General features: G+C 44.4%; 17 protein-coding genes. 16 read left to right on the forward strand and 1 reads right to left on the reverse strand.

Going from position 1 to position 18,716, the window contains the following annotated elements; translation table 11 throughout:
• Positions 1–74 precede the first annotated feature (74 nt).
• Together HPS56_RS03700 and HPS56_RS03705 are read left to right on the forward strand one after the other, a co-directional pair.
• Positions 75–899 (forward strand): ABC transporter substrate-binding protein, encoded by an 825-nt coding sequence (locus tag HPS56_RS03700; RefSeq protein ID WP_253952374.1) that lies wholly within the window; start codon positions 75–77, stop codon positions 897–899.
• Positions 900–914: 15 nt separating this feature from the next.
• Positions 915–3,200, forward strand: a complete 2,286-nt coding sequence (locus HPS56_RS03705) for a tetratricopeptide repeat protein (protein ID WP_172274015.1) — start codon at positions 915–917, stop codon at positions 3,198–3,200.
• Positions 3,201–3,676: 476 nt separating this feature from the next.
• Here HPS56_RS03705 and HPS56_RS03710 read toward each other — a convergent pair whose 3' ends face one another.
• Entirely contained in the window at positions 3,677–4,936 is a 1,260-nt protein-coding gene (locus HPS56_RS03710; RefSeq protein WP_172274018.1) for a DUF362 domain-containing protein, read from the reverse strand.
• Between the two features lie 359 nt (positions 4,937–5,295).
• Between HPS56_RS03710 and HPS56_RS03715 the strand changes: the two genes are divergently transcribed.
• The 14 genes from HPS56_RS03715 (at position 5,296) to HPS56_RS03780 (ending at position 18,692) form a co-directional block, all read left to right on the forward strand.
• The gene (locus HPS56_RS03715; RefSeq protein ID WP_172274021.1) at positions 5,296–6,030 is read left to right on the forward strand and encodes a PrsW family intramembrane metalloprotease; all 735 of its coding nucleotides are present in this window, start codon (positions 5,296–5,298) and stop codon (positions 6,028–6,030) included.
• Positions 6,031–6,340: 310 nt separating this feature from the next.
• Positions 6,341–7,774: a hypothetical protein gene (locus HPS56_RS03720; RefSeq protein ID WP_172274024.1), complete on the forward strand. Its 1,434-nt coding sequence runs from the start codon at positions 6,341–6,343 to the stop codon at positions 7,772–7,774.
• 8 nt (positions 7,775–7,782) lie between these two features.
• Positions 7,783–8,901: an energy transducer TonB gene (locus HPS56_RS03725; protein ID WP_172274027.1), complete on the forward strand. Its 1,119-nt coding sequence runs from the start codon at positions 7,783–7,785 to the stop codon at positions 8,899–8,901.
• A gap of 2 nt (positions 8,902–8,903) precedes the next feature.
• Complete coding sequence (locus HPS56_RS03730) at positions 8,904–10,406, forward strand: hypothetical protein (RefSeq protein ID WP_172274030.1); 1,503 nt, start codon at positions 8,904–8,906, stop codon at positions 10,404–10,406.
• Positions 10,407–10,430: 24 nt separating this feature from the next.
• Positions 10,431–10,997, forward strand: a complete 567-nt coding sequence (locus HPS56_RS03735) for a hypothetical protein (protein ID WP_172274033.1) — start codon at positions 10,431–10,433, stop codon at positions 10,995–10,997.
• A gap of 163 nt (positions 10,998–11,160) precedes the next feature.
• Positions 11,161–11,478, forward strand: a complete 318-nt coding sequence (locus HPS56_RS03740; RefSeq protein WP_172274036.1) for a transcriptional regulator — start codon at positions 11,161–11,163, stop codon at positions 11,476–11,478.
• Positions 11,479–11,653: 175 nt separating this feature from the next.
• Positions 11,654–12,316, forward strand: coding sequence for an MgtC/SapB family protein (locus HPS56_RS03745; RefSeq protein WP_172274039.1), 663 nt, complete (start codon positions 11,654–11,656; stop codon positions 12,314–12,316).
• Between the two features lie 134 nt (positions 12,317–12,450).
• Positions 12,451–13,083 (forward strand): HAD family hydrolase, encoded by a 633-nt coding sequence (locus HPS56_RS03750; protein WP_172274042.1) that lies wholly within the window; start codon positions 12,451–12,453, stop codon positions 13,081–13,083.
• A 17-nt stretch (positions 13,084–13,100) separates the two neighbouring features.
• Positions 13,101–13,922 carry a 3-methyl-2-oxobutanoate hydroxymethyltransferase gene (panB, locus tag HPS56_RS03755; protein WP_172274045.1) on the forward strand — a complete coding sequence of 274 codons (822 nt, stop codon included), beginning with the start codon at positions 13,101–13,103 and terminating at the stop codon, positions 13,920–13,922.
• 23 nt (positions 13,923–13,945) lie between these two features.
• Positions 13,946–15,136, forward strand: coding sequence for an MFS transporter (locus tag HPS56_RS03760; RefSeq protein ID WP_172274048.1), 1,191 nt, complete (start codon positions 13,946–13,948; stop codon positions 15,134–15,136).
• Positions 15,137–15,157: 21 nt separating this feature from the next.
• Positions 15,158–16,006, forward strand: coding sequence for an ATPase (locus HPS56_RS03765; protein WP_172274051.1), 849 nt, complete (start codon positions 15,158–15,160; stop codon positions 16,004–16,006).
• Positions 16,007–16,101: 95 nt separating this feature from the next.
• Positions 16,102–16,452 (forward strand): NADH-quinone oxidoreductase subunit A, encoded by a 351-nt coding sequence (locus tag HPS56_RS03770; protein WP_172274054.1) that lies wholly within the window; start codon positions 16,102–16,104, stop codon positions 16,450–16,452.
• Positions 16,443–17,099, forward strand: coding sequence for an NADH-quinone oxidoreductase subunit B (locus tag HPS56_RS03775; RefSeq protein WP_172274057.1), 657 nt, complete (start codon positions 16,443–16,445; stop codon positions 17,097–17,099). Before HPS56_RS03770 ends, HPS56_RS03775 begins: the two co-directional genes overlap by 10 nt.
• Before the next feature lie 21 nt (positions 17,100–17,120).
• Positions 17,121–18,692 (forward strand): NADH-quinone oxidoreductase subunit D-related protein, encoded by a 1,572-nt coding sequence (locus HPS56_RS03780; protein WP_172274060.1) that lies wholly within the window; start codon positions 17,121–17,123, stop codon positions 18,690–18,692.
• The last annotated feature ends 24 nt before the right edge of the window (positions 18,693–18,716 follow it).

The raw sequence follows: 18,716 nt of genomic DNA on the forward strand, positions 1-18,716 counted from the left end.
TTGTGTTTTTTTCCGCCTGCGGCGATTCTTATCAGGAGAAAAAAAGACTGTCCAGGCAAGAACGTTTGAAACTTATGAAAGAGGATTCCGCCGCGATGAAAATAGCCGTAACTCCCACCTTCGACTGTCTTCCTCTGTTTGTAGCAAAGAGCAGCGGACTCTTTGAACGTCTTGGAGCCGATATACGTCTTAAGCATTATAACGCGCAGATGGACTGCGATACGGAACTTGAGAAGGGACGTGTGGAAGGTGCCGTGACAGACCTTGTAAGGGGCGAATGGATGAAGATACATGGCACGTCTCTTGTTTATGTAACCTCCACAAATGCCTGTTGGCAGATTATTTCCAACTTCAATTCAAGAATCAGGCGATTGAAGCAACTTGATGATAAGATGGTGGCAATGGCGCGTCATGCCGCCACTGACTTTATGGCATGGTATGCCGTCGACAGTGCCGGCCTGAAGCCGGAAAGGGTGTTCCGTATACAGATTAATGATGTCGGGTTGCGGCTGAAGATGCTTGTCAACAACGAAATGGATGCGGCCGTGCTTCCTGAGCCTCAGGCCTCTGTGGCACGTATGCATCGGCATGGTGTGCTGGCGGATACGCGTAAGCTCGGATTCTCCTTCGGGGTGATAGCCTTCAGGTCCGGTGTGTTTGATAATGACCGCAGGAAGAAGCAGAAGGATGTGTTTGTCAGAGCATACAATATGGCTGTAGATTCAATCAACGGCAAGGGAATAGGACATTATAAGGCTTTGATACACAAATACTGTAATGTAGACGAGTCTGTTGTAGGGAAAATCCCCGAAGATATAAAGTTCAGACATATATCAGAACCGCGCACGGAGGACATCGCCCGTGCTTCCGCGTGGATAAAAGAAAACTATAAAGATTAATTCCCATTCCTTATTATGAGTGCAGAATATGATTTCTCCGGACTATTGGAGATGACACATGGCGGAAATCTGGCAGGAGTTATCCATGAGCTGGAGAATATGAGTCTTGCCTATCCCGAGCTTGGCATAGATAATAGCCTGCGTCCTTTGCGTGAAGAATATTATCTGATGCTCGAATATTGGAGCCGCGGATATAAGGATGATGATTCCGGCAGACGTTTGGAAAGTCTCATTTCGCGCTTCTATACCATGCTGCTTGACCTTTCAGGAAGCTTTATGATAAGAAAATCTTCTTTCCTCACCACTATGAGCAAGAGACTGAGGAGCGGTGCTCGCGACTGGTCGGCCGATTCTTTGAGGGTGATGATGGAAGATTATGTGTCAGACATGGCGTTGCTCGAGCTTGAGCCGGCTCATGTGCGCGAGGAGAGGATGCATGCCGTAATGCAGAGCCATTATCAGGCCATGGACGATCTTTTCTGTTATGTATACACCTCCGGACAATGGACGCCGCATACTGCAGAGGCGTATACCGCCATGTTGCTTTCACCTACTGTAGACAGTGCTGACCAGCAGCTTGTGGTATCGGCTGTCACACTTGCCTGTATGAGGGTGTTTGACGTAAAGAAGGTTATTCTTCTCACAGAAGTCTATCGTCGCAGCACCGATGAGTATGTGCGTCAGCGTGCACTGGTGGGGTGGGCGTTGTGTTGCGGAGGATGTCGCGGCGCAATGTCTGTATATCCCGATGCTCTTGGCTCAATGAGGTCCATAATGGGGGAAAGCGGTGTGGCTGACGAGCTTGTGGATTTGCAGAAACAGCTGATATATACTTTTAATGCCGATAAAGATGCAAGGACAATCAACGAGGAAATAATGCCTGGTCTGTTGAAGAACAGCGACATGAGCATTACACTTGGCGGAATAAAGGAGAATGACGCTGATCCGCTTGCCGATATATTGAATCCGAATCAGGGTGAGGGAAAGATCGAACAGCTTGAGGCTCAGATAAACCGTATGAAGGATATGGAGAAAGCCGGCTCAGATATTTATTTCGGAGGATTCTCACAGATGAAGCGTTTTCCGTTTTTCTCGAGAATGAGCAACTGGCTTATGCCTTTCAACTTAGGGCATCCCGACCTGTGGCAGTACCGTTCTGCCTTGAAGGGCAATTCCGCATTTTTGGATAATATCCTTAAAGCCAATGTATTTTGCAACAGCGACAGGTATTCGTTTGCCATTGTTGTCACCCAGATGATGGACCGCATACCTGAGAATATGCGTGAGATGCTCAACAGACCGGAAGCATTAGGCATGGCTTTGGGAATGCCGGGAGCCACAGATGGTCTCGATACCGAATCACCGATACGTATAAGGAGGTTATATCTTCAGGACCTTATGCGTTTCTTCCGTTTGTATTCAAACAGAAGCGAGTTGCCGGATAACCCGTTTAATGTTAAAGATGAGCAGCTTACCGAGAAGCATGTGTTTCTCGCATCTCCGGTTTTTGACTGTGAGGCTGTCAGAAGACGTTTTGTAGAGGTTTGCACGTTTCTGTCGCGTTTTTCCGGCACTTTTAATGTTGCGGAGAAGATGCTTTTAGGCATTGGTGTCAGCGATAGAGATTTTGACTATAACATGCTTTTGGCCGGAATGTATCTGAGGGAGAGCGTCAATACCGCGTCAGCGTATATGAACGGCAGCGCCTTGGAATATTATGCCAATGTGCTTGATTCCAATCCTGATGACGCAAGGGCCTTGTACGGATACGGAAAGTGTTGTCTTAAACTTGAATTGTACGACAAGGCGGTTCCTGTTTATTCCAGGCTTATGGAGATGTATCCCGATAATGCCAAATATACGCTGTGTTATTGCATGTGCATGGTGAAGCTTGGCAATTATGATGAGGCCCGTCCGTTGCTTTTCCGTATAGACTATGAGCATCCCGGCAACGCCCTTATAAAGGAAACGCTTGCTGTGACCCTTATCGGGCAGGGTGAATATGGCAGTGCCAAATCCATTCTTGCGGAGCTTATACAGTCGTCAACGGCCACTGCGGCCCACTATCGCGGATATGCCTATTGTCTGTGGGCGGAAGGCGACATAGTGGCGGCGGCCGGTAATTTTGTGAAATGCATAGAGTCGGAAAACAGAGGCAAGTCTCGGGAAAGTCTTCTGGTTGATATATATTCGGGTGTGAAGGACGCGGATTTTTCCGTGATGTTTTCCAAAGATATTTCAGATGAGGATATAAGGATGATGTGCGAGTATGTTTATCGCCTCATCGTGTCCGGAGAGTGAGTTCTTATCGGGCATATATGAATGCTGTTAGATGCCTGATGTTAAAATGAAATGTTAATTTACTGAAAAATATCCGGTTGCCGTAATTTTTTTGAAATCTATTTACATTTTTGGTGAATGTAAAATTCTCTTCCGATGAACATGCTATTCATGCTCAATGAATGGCATGTTCATCGACAGTGAATGGCCTGTTCATCAAGCGTGAATAGGCCTTTCATTTTGGCATACTTTTTGATTGTGGTTAATATGCTGTATATCAGATGATTATGGTTTTAAAAAACATGAAGCACCCTCAATGAAAACGTCTTATGAATTTTTGTTACATATCGAACCGGGTTAGCATACATATTTTGCCTGGTACTGCATTTTTTATGCCTTTGTCCGTGTGTTGTTGCCATATTATGTAGAACCGGTTGCCAAGAGAAACCGGTTATGTGTGAGACAAGTGAGGTCTTCCGGTAACCGGAAATCACTTTTTATAGTTTCTTATATATAAGGTCTATTCCGTTATATTTCCTTTCCGTAGGATTGTTCCAATGTTCCATAATGCCGAGAGGCCGTGTGAGCACGGTTCCGTTTTTGTCCGGGCAATATGTTGTTCCGCTTGGCGGATTTGGAATAGTAGCTGCTTCGCGCAGGTATTCGTCGCAAAAGTTGAAGCTGCCGAACTTCGGCCATTCCCCTACGAGCATGTCAAGTCCTACGGCATCGCATGCCACTCCGTCTTGAGATACGATAATCGAGCAACACCATTCGTTGTTGAACGGAGGTTTCTGCCATTTGGGAGACGGCTTGCCGTTGACATCGCGTGAACCGTAAGTGCCGTCAATGAGAAACAGCATGCATTTTCCGCCTAAGTCTTTATGTCCCATGAAGTCTACAAATGTCTTGTAACCGGGTTTCCCATGTTTCTTGTCTGCGCTGAAGTTGTTGTGTCCGTTGCGCCTCCATATAAGGTTTATGTCCGTTGCTCCATACCAGTTCTTGGCTGTGAGCGTTATCCCTGGGCCTTTATGAGTCTTTAGGAGTGCGCTGTTTATCAGGTAGTCGGCGTCTACGATACATTTTGCTATACCTCTTGCCAGTTTCCCGTTGTCAGCGGAGTATTTTATCTGTTCCTCATAGTATTCGCATTTCAGTCTTCCGTCGCCTCCTATATTGTCGATGAATATTATTCCGGGAAATTCTCTGTGACATTTGTTGTATATGCTGTCTGTGATAGCCCTGCTCGGCTCACATATTATAATATCGCCCTGTTGAATGCCTCCGTCGTATACAAGGCTTCTTACGAGTGCCAGAGTTACAAATGGGGAGGAGTTGAGTTCGATAGTGTCGCGGTGTGTCAATGCGTTGTTCATGTTAAGTTTTATGGCTATTTTCTCGCCTTTGCGGTATGCACGGCGGCCTCGGTTATGGGTTGAGTTGAAATCCTTGAAAAGCGCTTTCCAGGCTTTTGCCGGTTTCTTCTCTCCTGTCAGTTCTGTTATTGCATTGCGTATCATGTCGTCGGCTTTCTTCTGACAGTTCCATCTGTCTTCCACCCATAATCCTGAGTCGCCGTCCCATTTCGCCACTCCGGGGTTATGTATCCATACGACCCTACCAGGGGTTATGCCTATGCCTTTCCCCAACGGCTCGTTAGGGCCTACGAACATTTTTGGCTGTGAGCACAGTATTTGCGGGAAATACAGAATTAAAACTGTCAATGTGATGATCAACGATATTGTCCTTTTCATGTCTTTTGTTGTTTTAGTGGTGCAAAAATACGCATAAATACCGACTTATCATTTATCACAGCCCTATATTTTAATGTTTTATTTGATATTATTAGTGGGTATCATTGGGGTTGTCCGTACTGTTGCCTGCCATGATGGCTGTGAATGACGGTCGTATTTTTTGTCTGTGAGTCAAAAAACTTGCGGAAATCATCTGCAATACAGAATAATTCAGTAATTTTGTCTTCGGTTAACATGGCGTTATTGTCTGTAATACTTTTATCCGGCACTATAAAGTTACAACGATTCTCGCTATTCGCCGAGTTTACATTCAATTATAATTCATAGAACTCACGTTATTTTTAAATACTGTTGTCATAATGAATGATATTGTTTATCTCCTGATTGCGGCTTTGGCTCCAGCAGTGTTGCTTGCATGGTATATTTACAGGCAGGACAGTCTGCAGGCAGAGCCTGTCGGCTGGTTACTGAAGGCCGTCGGTATGGGAGTTTGCTCCGCTTTGCTGACATTGGTGATTGTTCCGTTGTATTCATCCACACATGGAAGTGTGTTTTCCATGACCGATGCATTTATCGTGGCTTTTATTGATGCCGCCCTGCCGGAAGAAGGATTCAAGCTTCTGATGCTGTGGCTGTTGTTGAGACGGAATCCTTATTTTGACGAGCATTTGGACGGAATCGTGTATGCCGTATGTGTAGGCATGGGTTTTGCCGGATTTGAAAATATTATTTATCTTATTGGCAACTATGACGATTGGGTAGGGGTAGGCATTGTCCGGGCGTTGTTCTCTGTTCCGGCACATTTCTTCTTTGCTGTGCTTATGGGCTATTTTTATTCATTGGCATATTTTCAGGAAGAAAACAAAGTGCGGAATGTTGTTCTTATGTTTGTGGCTCCGGTTGTTGCCCACGGATTGTTTGATGCGTGTCTTTTCATGTTGAGTGTCATGCCGGGTGTTGCGGTATTGTTTGCAGTGTTGTTTCTTATCGGTTTCAACAGATTGAAAAAGCGTTGCACCGAACTGATACGGATACAAAAGGAAAAAGATATACGTGAGGGTATGATATGCGGGAATGATGATATGGGCGTGTAGGCTTGTCTTGGTTGAGTTTTTGATGTCTTGCGTTTCACGGTTGCAGACTAAAATAAGGGAAATGACTTGCCGGAGTATGTTAAAAAAGTCCAATTACAGGGCTTTGATGAGAAAATAGGATTACATTTTATGCTTTTTTAGTATTAAATAATTTGTTTATTATAATTATTTTGTAAATTTGTAATGGGAGTGTGATTGGAATTCGCGTCGGATCGGATATTCATCAAACAATCGTCCCACGCTTCTTATTATTATATATTACGAACTAACCGCCAGGCTGAGGACGGGCATGGCATTGATTTTTAATTTTATGAACCATTCCGAATCGTTTAAACGAAATGTTGCCATAGTGGCAGCCGTTGTTTCCGCGCTTGCAGTTTCCGTGTATTATCTGCCGTTCGTCTCAGTCATGAATATTTGGGGAGTGGAATTTGAATTGTCAGTCTTTAAGATGTTTGACAACGGCACCGGAAAAGTTCTCTCAGTTTTAGGAACAGTAGTGTTGCTTGTAAATACTGTTGTACAGACTTCCAAGCCAAAAGCGTGGCTTGTTTTTGTCTGCGCTTTGTTGACAGTGCTTCCTGTATTAATGGTAAACGATGATAACATGTTTATTAGAGTACATTGTTACGTCGGATACTATCTTGCCATTTTTGTCACTATAGCCTTGTTCGTATGCTGGCTTATTGAGTATGTCATATATATCCGTCACATGAAGCATGCCGGAATAATGGCAATCGTGGGAGCGGCTTTTGTCATATTGGGAATTGTGGGCGTTTATATTTACAGACCGCTCACAATACTATATCTCGTTATCTTTGAGCCGTTGGGATTTTGTATGTTGTTTACCGCACTATTGGGTAAGATATTTTCGAAGAAAGGTGGTTCTCCCGAGGTTGAGGATACTGTTTCGGACACAGAGGCAATCACCGTACAAACAGCCTCCGCTCCGGAACATGAAGAAGATGCGCCTGAAAAAGACAATTCGTGGAAGAGATGGCTCATATTTGGCGGAATAGCCATTTCCGTTGCGGTTGCTGTTATTTTGTTAATGAAGTTTTACGTAGGTGACACTGAAAGTAAGCCGTATATCGTCAATTCCCCCGAGGCTGTGATTTATGATTCCACCGACGGGTTTGTCGGACGTGACTCTGTAAAGACAATATCCAAAGATGACTATGTATCTGTAGTGGAGATTGACGCTGACAGTGTTTGGGCGAAGGTGAGATATTATAAGCCGCTGGAAACAAACAGCGTTTTCTATGGATATGTCCGTCTGGAGAATCTTATCACCCTTGAGGAATATAACAAACGGCGTGAAGGCATTTCAACTGAAACCAGCGGTACGGATGAGCCTTTGGTTACTTCAGCAACAGATGAAGAGCCGGAAGCGATGCCTGAGACTTATGACTCTCAGGATGATGTGGTAGAAGACGAGCCGGCAGGAGAGGAATACACTCATAGTTACAAAGGCACAGTCGACGATAAATATGCCATCGAAATGACGCTTACATCGGATGGTGGCGCTTATTATACAGGTGAATACTTCTATACCAAGAATAAAACTCCGATACAGTTGCGCGGCCAGCTCACTGATGACATCAAGCATCTCGTGCTTGAAGAATATGAGGGCATGAATATGATCGGAAAGTTCGAGGGAACGCTATCCGACAACGGATATTCCGGAACATGGACAAGTGCCGACGGCAACACATCCTATCCTTTCAGTGTCACAGTAAAATGAAGTTAGATATGAAAAGAACACTCATGGTTATTTCTGCCGTTCTTGCGACGGCCGTTGCCGCGTCAGCGCAAGTTAAGATTCCCTTCGATGTACCGTTGCCGACATGGAAAATGCTTGTAACCGCAAAGCATGAGGACAATCCTCCGATAGTCAACCGGAAGCCAAACGCCTCGTCGGAGAACCTCGTGAGGTATTGCGGTGGGGAGGACTGTAGTTATAGATGGATGGCCCCGTCTATGTTTCTGAAAGACGGTGAGGAGAAAGTGACAATCGGCACGTATGACGTGATCCCCGTGAAATCGCAGGGTAATGGTTGGGTGAACATTGAGTATGTTACTGACGAAGGCGATTTCTCAGGTTGGTCTCCGGCTTACGGCCTCCGCAGTGTCGAGACTTTCAAGCTGACTAAAAGCGATATTGCTGAATCCGTATCAATGATTGCCTGGGAGGCCGGTGGGGAGCTTTATGTCGTCTTCGACGGTGGTGGTGTTCCCGGATATAATACATTCTATGTAGGCAAATTAAAAGACGGATATGTCGTGTGTCCGTTCTATTGTGTCCTTGAGATAGATTATGGCTCCAAACATCCCGGTATTCTGAATGGTTTCTTGGGTGACAATCCGGACGGGCTTTCCAAGTTCACATACCGTGATGTGGAATATATTTTGGGTCATGCCCAAAAGAGCAATACATGTCCGTTCGTTGTGTTTGGCTATAAGAACACCGAAGGGGAAAAACAGGAAGGCAGTGTCTGCACGTATATGGTCTCAAATCGGAATGACGGTCAGGAGATCAAACCGTCGGAAGATAATGCCGTATACACAGAAGTGGAGACTCCGGCCACCTATGCCGGTGGATTAGCCGCCATGTTCACCCAAATTGCAAGAAATCAAAGATATCCTCTTGCTGCTCAGGAAATGGGTGTGCAGGGGAAAGTGATAGTGAGCTTTGTTATCGAAAAGGACGGAAGAATAGGAGAGACGAAAGTCGTTAAATCCGTGGATCCGGATCTTGACAGAGAGGCTGTCAGGGTGGTGAAGACTTTGTCCGGTTTCAGTCCTGGCAAAATAGGAGGAAAGGTAGTAAGGACAAAAATGAGTATCCCCATTACATTTAAACTGAAATAATCATGAAAATAATGAAATCATTTGCAATCGCCGCGATATCGCTTTTGCTTGCGGCTTGTGGCGGCAACAAAAGCAGCAATTCGCAGCAACAGGAAGAGCCGGAAAAGAGCCGGACTCCTGAGGTATATACTCCTATTGGATTGTATTTTATGAATCCGGCATCCGTCTTGCCGTCTCCTCCGGGAGGTGAGGACGACTGTGGTTATCTACCGGATTTCATCACATATCCCGATGATCTCACGAAATGCGGTCTGCGGGGACCGGTAAAGGAAATTGTCTTCGGTGTCAGCACAATAAAGTGGACTATCCGGTTTAATATGGATGGAAATATGACCAACTATCAGTTCCGCATGGACAGCCGGGGAGAGTATGGCAACGGGTTTAAAATGGAATATGACGCCGCCGGTCTTCTGACAATGCTCGGTCGCGATTTCCGCCGCCGGTCGGCAAACAGTCACAGATATATCTATACCAATGGAAAACTGACGCGCCGCGAATATGGCCGTGGCTACCGTGAATATATCTGGAAAGATGGCAAAGATGGAGTGAGGATTCCTCAAAAGTCTGTAACAAACGGTCTGAAACCTTTTATCGATATGGTGTATACTCAGAATGACGATGGTTTTGTTCAACTCTCGGACATGTCGTATGAAAGACCGAGTCTTCCCGGTGCGCTTACAGCCAAGGAATGCACATCACATTTCGAGTACGGGGCTGACGGCAGGCTTGTAAAAGTGCTTGCACATATCAGTGGAAGCAGCAACTCCAAATATCGCACTATGTTTGCCGAATGCACTTATGAATATAATGAAAAGGGAGATGTGGCAGTGGAGACAATATGCCTCTATGACAACGACACCCCGGAGCGCCATCAACTCTATTCCGTAACTCAAAAATATACTTACACCTACGACGGACATAACAACTGGACCCGTGTGCAGCTTGAAAGTTCGAACCCCGAGCGAGGCAGCATCCCTTATCTTGACAGAATAATCACATATTATTCGGAGGAGGAATTGCAACGGCAGAAACTCGCCGAGAAAGAATTTGCAGAGAAACCTTTCATCGGGGAATGGAACATAGAGGATACAGAGGAGTTTGAGGATCCGGAAGGCAACAAAGAAACCGTCCAAAAGAGCAGTACGCTTGTAATAAATTTCTATAATAAGTTCATCCCCGTCGGTTGCGAGAACGAGCAGTGGGGACTGTTTATAAACCGTTCTCTACCATCAATGGGCATGGAGCGGTTCGGCGCGTTCGACATAATGGATGCGAAAGTGAAAGGGAATCAGGCTCTGATACGGATGAAGGGAGTAAACTCCGGTGACACTTATTCCGCCGTACTGATATTCAATCCTACGGATAAATCCATTAAAGTACAGGATATCAAGTTCATAGAAGAGGCTCCGGCCCATTCCGGTGAGGAATCGGATTTCGAATATGATGATTTGGAGCCTCTGGAGGGCATCTACGGTTTTTCCAAGCGTAACACCGATGGCAGGTAATCTAAAGATATAATGTTTTTTATTATGGTGAAAATAGTTTGTCAATCCGGTGTCCGTCTTATATGCTTTGTGTTAGGAGTATCAATAGCTCTTGCAACCGTAGCGGATGACCGTGCCCTGTTTTATCTCAAAGGACCTGTTAAGACTGCTATTTTTGACACCGTCCTCTCTTTTCAGTCGTTCCCTGCAAATGAGTCCGTGACCCGTTCCTTTTCCGAAGACGGCACATTGTTGCCGAATGATGATCTTGGGGATATGACAGTAGTTCGGGAATCCGATTCTGTCACTTTCAAATATGTGTCATGGAAGGGCAACCACAGAGAAACATTTCTACTGACCTCCGATGGGCGGCTGAAAGGATTCAAGGGGACTGATGAAATGGGAGATTTTCAGTATTTTATCTCAGGAGAGAACGGTGATATAACACTTGAAACTATCACAGTGACGTCACCAGCAGGAACAAAGACTTATTCCGTCGGGGCTTATAAAGTGCTCGAACGTGACAAGTATGGAAACTGGACTCGACGCAAGGCGGTTATAAACAAGTCTTATGTAAGAGAAGAAACCTGCAGAATCACCTATTACGAGTAGAGTTTTCATTGGCTGCATTGGGTGCAAAAGCAAATGTTCGGTTGATATTTTATTGTCAGGCATAGACTTGAAGGATATTTATTCGTTTACAAAAGAAAAAATGGATATGGCGGGACCGATAAACAAACATGGATTCTGTAACTTTTTATTTTAGGAGAAAACAATGGCTTGTACAATAGATTTTATTGATTTTGTATGTAATACGCTTAGGCCGTTTGGAGAAGTAAGGAGCCGCAAAATGATGGGCGACTACGTTATCTATGTCAATGAAAAATGCGTGATTACGGCGTGCGACAATATTGCTTATGTAAAGAAGTTACCTTGCATTGCCGGACTTATGGCTGATGCGGAGACCGGACAACCATATCCGGGAGCAAAAGAAGCTTATATCCTTGATTTTTCAGACATGTCCAAGGTTGGCAAGGTAATAGAGCTTCTTTGGAACGACTTGCCGTTTCCAAAATCACGAAAGAACAGATAAGCGTATCTATAGCGGTGTGATGATGCGAAAGACTTTATGAGAATTGTCATAATGCCATACTTGCGGTTTTCCTGACAGAATACTGATATTTGCCCCGATAAAGAAATATTTTTATCCTGTCGCATTGGAATATCGCGGATTTTCCGTATATTTGCTTTGTTATAAAGACAGTATTATGGAGACAGATTATATAATAAGGCTTTTCGTGGCCGTCATGCTTGGCGGTGTTATTGGCTTGGAACGTGAATTCAGGGCAAAGGAAGCAGGAGCCCGTACCCATATCCTTGTAGCACTGGGGAGCTGTCTGTTTATGATAGTTTCTCAGTTTGGGTTTGCCGGTATTCTTGAATACAATAATGTGTCACTTGACCCTTCGCGAATAGCCTCACAAGTGGTTACGGGTATAGGTTTCATTGGGGCCGGGACAATAATTTTTCAGAAAAGGGTTGTGAGAGGACTTACAACCGCTGCCGGCCTGTGGGTGACCTCTGCCATTGGACTGACATGCGGTTCCGGGATGTATGTCCTTGCCTTTGCATCCGCGGTATTGGTGCTTTTATGTCTTGAAGTGTTATATTTCATGTTAAGAAGGATTGGCTCGCGCGGCATATCCGTGATTTTCAAGACAAAGGAAAAGCAACTGATATATGATGTCCTTGACAGGATGAGGGAGGAAAAGGTTGATATCGACAATTATAATATGAAGCAGAGCTGTACTGAATCAGGCATTGTCTATATCATATCAATGGATATGAAGGTAAAGAGACTTCATTATGAAGACAGTATACTTCGGTTTATGAAAGAATTTGATGGTGTGGAGATTGAGAGCATTGATTAGGATGCAAAGTGTGTTTTTACTGTGATTTTTATTGCTGCCGGATTATTGTTGCCGCGTTAAAGTATGTGATGAAATTTGATTTATATAGTAAAAAGTTGTAATTTTGCGGCCGAATTTTAATTTATGGCAAGGTTATGAATAAAGTAAAGGCTGCGCTTTTCGATCTTGACGGTGTCGTGTTCGACACAGAGCCGCAATATACGGAGTTTTGGGGCAGACAGTGTCGGGAGTTTCATCCGGAACAGCCGGGTTTGGAACATAGAATTAAAGGACAGACACTTACACAGATTTACGATAAATATTTTTCGGAAGAGCTGGAGTGTCAGAGACCGTTGGTGACTTCAAGGCTCAATGATTTTGAACAGAATATGACTTTTACGTATGTCGGCGGCTTTCTTGATTTTATAAAGAACTTGCGGGCAAGTGATATAAAGACGGCTGTCGTCACAAGTTCGAATCTTGTGAAAATGCAAGCCGTTTATAAAAGTCATCCGGAATTTATCGGACTTTTTGATGAGATTCTTACTTCGGAAGACTTTGAAAAGAGCAAGCCGGATCCGGATTGTTATCTTAAGGCTGCAAAGCGTTTCGGGCTTACTTCCGCGGATTGCATGGTGTTTGAGGACAGTTATAACGGTCTGAGGTCGGGCCGGGCGGCCGGAATGACGGTCGTGGGACTTGCCACGACCAATGCAAAAGACGATATTTGTGAGCTTTGCGACACGGTTATATATGATTATTGTGATTTCAGGATAGAAAACTATTAAAACATATTTGAAAAACAATGGCAGGATATTTAGTTAGTGATAACAGGAAAGTTACCACGCACCGTTTTATGGAGATGAAGGCGAAGGGCGAGAAAATCTCAATGCTTACATCTTATGATTATACAATGGCAGGGATAGTGGACAGAGCAGGTGTCGACGGTATATTGGTCGGTGATTCAGCATCTAATGTGATGGCCGGTAACAGCACGACATTGCCTATTACAGTAGACCAGATGATATACCATGCGAAGTCGGTGGTAAGGGCAGTCAAACGCGCGCTTGTGGTGTGCGACATGCCTTTCGGAAGCTATCAGGCCGGTGTCGCCGATGGTGTGAAGAATGCCATCAGGATAATGAAAGAGAGCGGATGCGATGCCTTGAAGCTTGAGGGCGGTGTGGAGATAATAGAGACCATAAAGCATATTCTTGATGCCGGAATACCTGTTATGGGGCATCTTGGGCTGACACCGCAAAGTATAAATAAATTCGGTACTTATGCCGTAAGGGCAAAAGAAGATGCCGAGGCTGAAAAGCTTATTTCCGACGCAAAGGCGCTTGCTGAGGTTGGATGTTTCGGAATCGTTCTGGAAAAGGTTCCGGCCGTATTGGCAAAAAAAGTGTCTGAGGCCGTGAATGTTCCTACCATAGGAATAGGGGCGGGCAACGGTACTGACGGGCAGATTCTTGTTGTTACGGATATGCTTGGAATGACTCAGGGATTCAGTCCGAGATTCCTGCGCCGCTATGCAGACCTCAATGCCGTCATGACAGACGCCATCGGACGCTATGTCAGTGATGTGAAGAGTTCGGATTTCCCAAACGAGGCTGAATCATATTGATAGCATAAATTTAATTTGAATATTTGAAAGAAAAGAACATGGAGGCTCAAAGTTCTATTGCTCATATCAGACTATGGCATAGGGATTTCTGGTTTATGGTTATAGCAAATTATCTGATGACGTCATCGGTGTACATGCTTTTGCCGATATTGCCGCTATGGTTGAAAAATGTAAATGGATTCGGTAATCTTGAAACAGGAGCGGCTATGGGCGTCTTTGGGTTAGGACTTGTGTGTTTCGGGCCGCTGTGTTCTTTTCTTATACAAAAATACAGACGTAACATAGTGTGTGTATGTGCTGTGTTTTTTATGGCGCTCTCCGTGTTCGCTATCCATCTTGTGGAGAATATGGAAGCTTTTTCTGTGACATTTGAATTTGTTTTATGTCAGCGTTTTTTGCTTGGAGCGGCATTCGGACTTGCCCAAATGGTGCTTATAAGCACGTTGATTATCGATACATGTGAATCCTGTCAGCGTACGGAGGCTAATTATGGCGCGGCATGGTTTTCACGCTTTGCCATGTCGCTTGGCCCGCTTACAGGGATCGTTTGCTGCAGTTTGTTTGATTTTGACGTAATGCTTTGGGTGGCTGTCGGCTCGTCACTGCTTGCAATCTTTATGATTGTGACGGTGAGATTTCCTTTCAGGGCACCGGCAGACAATATTCCCCTGTTCAGTCTCGACCGCTTCTTCCTTTTACGCGGATTTCCGTTGTTCATTAATCTTTTTCTTTTGACGGCAGTTGTAGGAATCATGTTTTCTTGCAGTCTTACCGAGATTTCATATACTGCGATGATGGGGGGATTCCTGTTGTCGTTGGTTGCAAGGCGTTTTGTTTTTCAAAATGCAGAATTGAAGAGTGAGGCGGTCTGTGGAATGATTCTTGTAGTTGCCTCATACTGGGTGTTATTGTCACCGTTGGAAGTAGCTGAATATATATCACCGTTCTTGTTTGGTACAGGTTTGGGAATACTCGGCTCATGTTTCCTGTTGCTGTTTGTAAAACTCAGTAATCATTGTCAGCGTGGAACGTCTCAAAGCACATTCATGATAGCCTGGGAGGGTGGAGTGGCATTCGGGTTGTTTATAGGACATTCTCTTTTGTCTGAAAATAAGGTTCTGTTGGCTGTCTCAGGAATAGGGATAACGGTTGTGGCAATGCTGGTGTATATTCTGTTTACTCATAAATGGTTTACTCTAAATAAGAACCGATAAGTGGATATAAAACAAGAAGATATGATACTTATAGCTGACAGCGGGAGTACAAAGACCGATTGGTGTCTGGTCGGTGGCAATGGCGTATTGAAAACAATAGCCACACAGGGTATAAATCCTGTTGTTCAGGATTATGATTGTATTGTCAGGATTTTTAATGAGGAATTGTCGCGGAACGTTTGTGGTGTGGAAATAACGGAAATACATTTTTACGGAAGCGGTTGCCGTGAGGATATGATATTGCCGATGAAATCCATTATTCAGAAAACCTTTCCTCGTGCCGGTGTCGTGAAGGTCTACAGTGATTTGCTTGGCGCTGCAAGAGCATTGTGCGGTTGTGAGGAGGGAATAGCGTCAATACTTGGAACCGGGTCTAACTCGTGTCTTTTTGATGGTCAGCGGATAGTAAAGAATGTTCCTCCGTTAGGATATGTTCTTGGCGATGAGGGCAGTGGGGCAGTCATGGGAAAACTGTTTGTGAATGCCTTGTTTAAAGGGATTGTTCCTGAAGACGTAAAACGTGCTTTCCTGAAAGACACGGGGATCGGATTGTCCGATATAATCGAGAATGTGTACAGGCGGCCTATGGCAAATCGATTTCTCGCTTCATTGACACCGTTTATAGGCAACTATAAAAATGTGGCTGAAGTGAGAAATGTTATTATTGGAAATTTCAGGATGTTTTTCCGGAATAATGTTGCGGCATATTCACGTGCGGATTTGAAAATAGGTGCGGTAGGAAGTATTGCATATTATTTTCATGAGGAATTAAAAGAGGCTGCCGCTCTTGAGGGTTTCTGTATGGGAAGGATTATGCGCAGTCCGATGGAAGGATTGGTGCGATTTCATACGGAAAACATGCAATCTTAACAATATTTCAATTTGTATGTTTTAAGTTTACATTTTTTTTTGTACCTTTGCACACGCTTAAAAGCATACAAATTTGTAATATTTTATATATTTTTATGTACTTTACTTTATTTATTACCGTTATCTTGACGGCTATCGTATTGGTAGTGGGCGCTTATGTTGTGGCCAAGCTTATCGGACCGCGCTCATACAATCCGGTAAAGGGTGAGCCGTTTGAGTGTGGTATTCCCACAAGGGGGTCTTCGTGGATTCCTCTTCATGTGGGCTACTATCTCTTCGCCATTCTTTTCCTGATGTTTGACATTGAGACAGTGTTCCTCTATCCGTGGGCAGTGGTAGTAAAGCAGTTTGGAGTGATGGCTCTCTGTAGCATCGGCTTCTTCCTGTTGGTTCTTGTATTTGGGCTGGCTTATGCCTGGCGGAAAGGAGCGTTGGAATGGAAGTAAGAAAACCGGTTATTAAAAGTATTCCTTACAATGAATTCAAGGACAATGCTGCATTAGAGCAAATTGTTGACGAACTCCATGAAGGAGGTGTCAATGTCGTTGTCGGTTCATTGGATCAGGCAATCAACTGGGGCCGTTCAAATTCTCTGTGGTCGCTGACATTTGCCACAAGTTGTTGTGGAATAGAGTTTATGGCAGTGGGATGCGCACGTTATGACTTTGCCCGTTTCGGATTTGAGGTTACGCGTAATTCCCCGCGTCAGGCCGATTTGATAATGTGTGCCGGTACTATTACCAATAAGATGGCTCCGGTATTCAAGCGCCTTTATGATGAGATGGCTGAGCCTAAGTATGTTATCGCTGTGGGCGGATGTGCAATTTCAGGAGGTCCGTTTAAGAGCAGCTACAACGTTGTATGCGGTATCGACAAGATTGTGCCGGTGGATGTGTTTATCCCAGGATGTCCTCCGCGTCCGGAGGCAATCATGTATGGTATGATGCAGTTGCAGCGCAAAGTGAAGGTCGAGAAATTCTTCGGAGGCGTGAATCATAAGCAGAACGCAGAGGAACGCGCAGAGGCTATGAAACCAATCGTTGTAACAAACGTTCCTGAGGATTTTGATCCTAAAAAAGGTTTAACAGAATAATTTGATAAGGTAAAAGAAGACATGAAACTGAATAATATAGTATTCGATAAAAGCAGTTTTGCCGCAGAGATGGCAAAACTGAAAAATGCCGGGAATTTTGATTACCTTGTTACAATTGTTGGAGAAGACTTCGGAGAGGAAGGACTTGGATGTATATATATACTGGAGAATACGGATACAAACGAGAGGGTGTCTGTGAAAATGATTGCCGAGAAGATAGGGGAAGATCATGTTATTCCGACAGTTTATAATCTTTGGAAAAGCGCAGACTTGCTCGAACGTGAGGTTTATGACTTTTTCGGCATCAAATTCCTCGGTCATCCTGATATGCGACGTCTGTATTTGAGAAGCGATTTCAACGGTTATCCTTTCCGTAAGGATTTCGATGCGGATCCAAAGAAAAATCCGTTGTTGCTGACAGATGAGCCTCAGAGTGATTATACCGTTGAATATAATCTGGATTCCGAGGGCAGGCTAACTTCAACTCCTCACCGTTTGTTTGATGATGATGATTTTGTGGTGAATATAGGTCCTCAACACCCTTCAACACACGGTGTGCTCCGTCTGCAGACAATACTTAACGGTGAGACCGTGAAGAAGATTTACCCTCATTTCGGTTATATTCATCGTGGAATAGAGAAAATGTGCGAGAGCTACACCTATCCCCAGACGCTTGCCCTTACCGACCGTATGGACTATCTGAGTGCGATGATGAACCGTCATGCTCTTTGCGGGGTTATCGAAGAGGCTATGGGTATAGAGCTTTCTGACCGTATCCTGTATATCCGTACTATTATGGATGAGCTTCAGCGTCTTGATTCCCACCTTCTTTATATCGGATGTTGTGCTCAGGACCTTGGCGCCCTTACGGCATTCCTTTATTCTATGCGTGACCGTGAGCATGTGCTCAACTGTATGGAGGAAACCACCGGTGGACGTCTGATACAGAACTATTATAGAATAGGAGGTTTGCAGGATGATATCGATGTTAATTTCGTGGCAAATGTAAAGGCACTATGTAATTATATCAAGCCATATTTCCAGGAGTATATGGACGTATTCGGAAACAATGTCATCATGCAGAAACGCTTCATGAATGTAGGATTCCTGTCAAAGGAAGACGCTGTAAGTTATGGCGTGACCGGTGCTTCAGGACGTACTTCCGGCTGGCATAATGATATCCGTAAGAATCATCCTTATGCCCTGTATGATAAAGTGGAATTTGATGAGATTACAAATGAGATGTGCGATTCATACGGACGTTATCTCATACGTATAGAGGAGATGAAACAGAGTGTTCGTATAATAGAGCAGCTCATTGACAATATACCTGCCGGTGACTTCTATATAAAGCAGAAGCCTATAATAAAAGTTCCAGAGGGACAATGGTACTTCTCTTGTGAAGGTAGCCGTGGCGAGATTGGAGTCTATCTTGATTCAAAGGGTGACAAGAGTCCTTATCGTCTGAAGTTCCGTCCTATGGGATTGAATCACGTTGCTGCCATGGACCAGATGATGCGTGGACAAAAGGTTGCGGATATCATCACGGCCGGTGCGGCTCTTGACTTTGTTATTCCGGATATCGACAGATAATTAGAAACTGAAATAAAAGATTTA

The organism is Xylanibacter muris (assembly GCF_013166605.1).
GTDB classification, from domain to species: Bacteria; Bacteroidota; Bacteroidia; order Bacteroidales; family Bacteroidaceae; genus Prevotella; species Prevotella muris.

Excerpts from the sequence above, each read along its gene's own strand:
- HPS56_RS03700 (WP_253952374.1), top strand. The coding sequence starts at position 75 with ATGAAAGAGGATTCCGCCGCGATGAAAATAGCCGTAACTCCCACCTTC.
- HPS56_RS03705 (WP_172274015.1), top strand. The coding sequence starts at position 915 with ATGAGTGCAGAATATGATTTCTCCGGACTATTGGAGATGACACATGGC.
- HPS56_RS03710 (WP_172274018.1), bottom strand. The coding sequence starts at position 4,936 with ATGAAAAGGACAATATCGTTGATCATCACATTGACAGTTTTAATTCTG.
- HPS56_RS03715 (WP_172274021.1), top strand. The coding sequence starts at position 5,296 with ATGAATGATATTGTTTATCTCCTGATTGCGGCTTTGGCTCCAGCAGTG.
- HPS56_RS03720 (WP_172274024.1), top strand. The coding sequence starts at position 6,341 with ATGAACCATTCCGAATCGTTTAAACGAAATGTTGCCATAGTGGCAGCC.
- HPS56_RS03725 (WP_172274027.1), top strand. The coding sequence starts at position 7,783 with ATGAAAAGAACACTCATGGTTATTTCTGCCGTTCTTGCGACGGCCGTT.
- HPS56_RS03730 (WP_172274030.1), top strand. The coding sequence starts at position 8,904 with ATGAAAATAATGAAATCATTTGCAATCGCCGCGATATCGCTTTTGCTT.
- HPS56_RS03735 (WP_172274033.1), top strand. The coding sequence starts at position 10,431 with ATGGTGAAAATAGTTTGTCAATCCGGTGTCCGTCTTATATGCTTTGTG.
- HPS56_RS03740 (WP_172274036.1), top strand. The coding sequence starts at position 11,161 with ATGGCTTGTACAATAGATTTTATTGATTTTGTATGTAATACGCTTAGG.
- HPS56_RS03745 (WP_172274039.1), top strand. The coding sequence starts at position 11,654 with ATGGAGACAGATTATATAATAAGGCTTTTCGTGGCCGTCATGCTTGGC.
- HPS56_RS03750 (WP_172274042.1), top strand. The coding sequence starts at position 12,451 with ATGAATAAAGTAAAGGCTGCGCTTTTCGATCTTGACGGTGTCGTGTTC.
- panB (WP_172274045.1), top strand. The coding sequence starts at position 13,101 with ATGGCAGGATATTTAGTTAGTGATAACAGGAAAGTTACCACGCACCGT.
- HPS56_RS03765 (WP_172274051.1), top strand. The coding sequence starts at position 15,158 with ATGATACTTATAGCTGACAGCGGGAGTACAAAGACCGATTGGTGTCTG.
- HPS56_RS03770 (WP_172274054.1), top strand. The coding sequence starts at position 16,102 with ATGTACTTTACTTTATTTATTACCGTTATCTTGACGGCTATCGTATTG.
- HPS56_RS03775 (WP_172274057.1), top strand. The coding sequence starts at position 16,443 with ATGGAAGTAAGAAAACCGGTTATTAAAAGTATTCCTTACAATGAATTC.
- HPS56_RS03780 (WP_172274060.1), top strand. The coding sequence starts at position 17,121 with ATGAAACTGAATAATATAGTATTCGATAAAAGCAGTTTTGCCGCAGAG.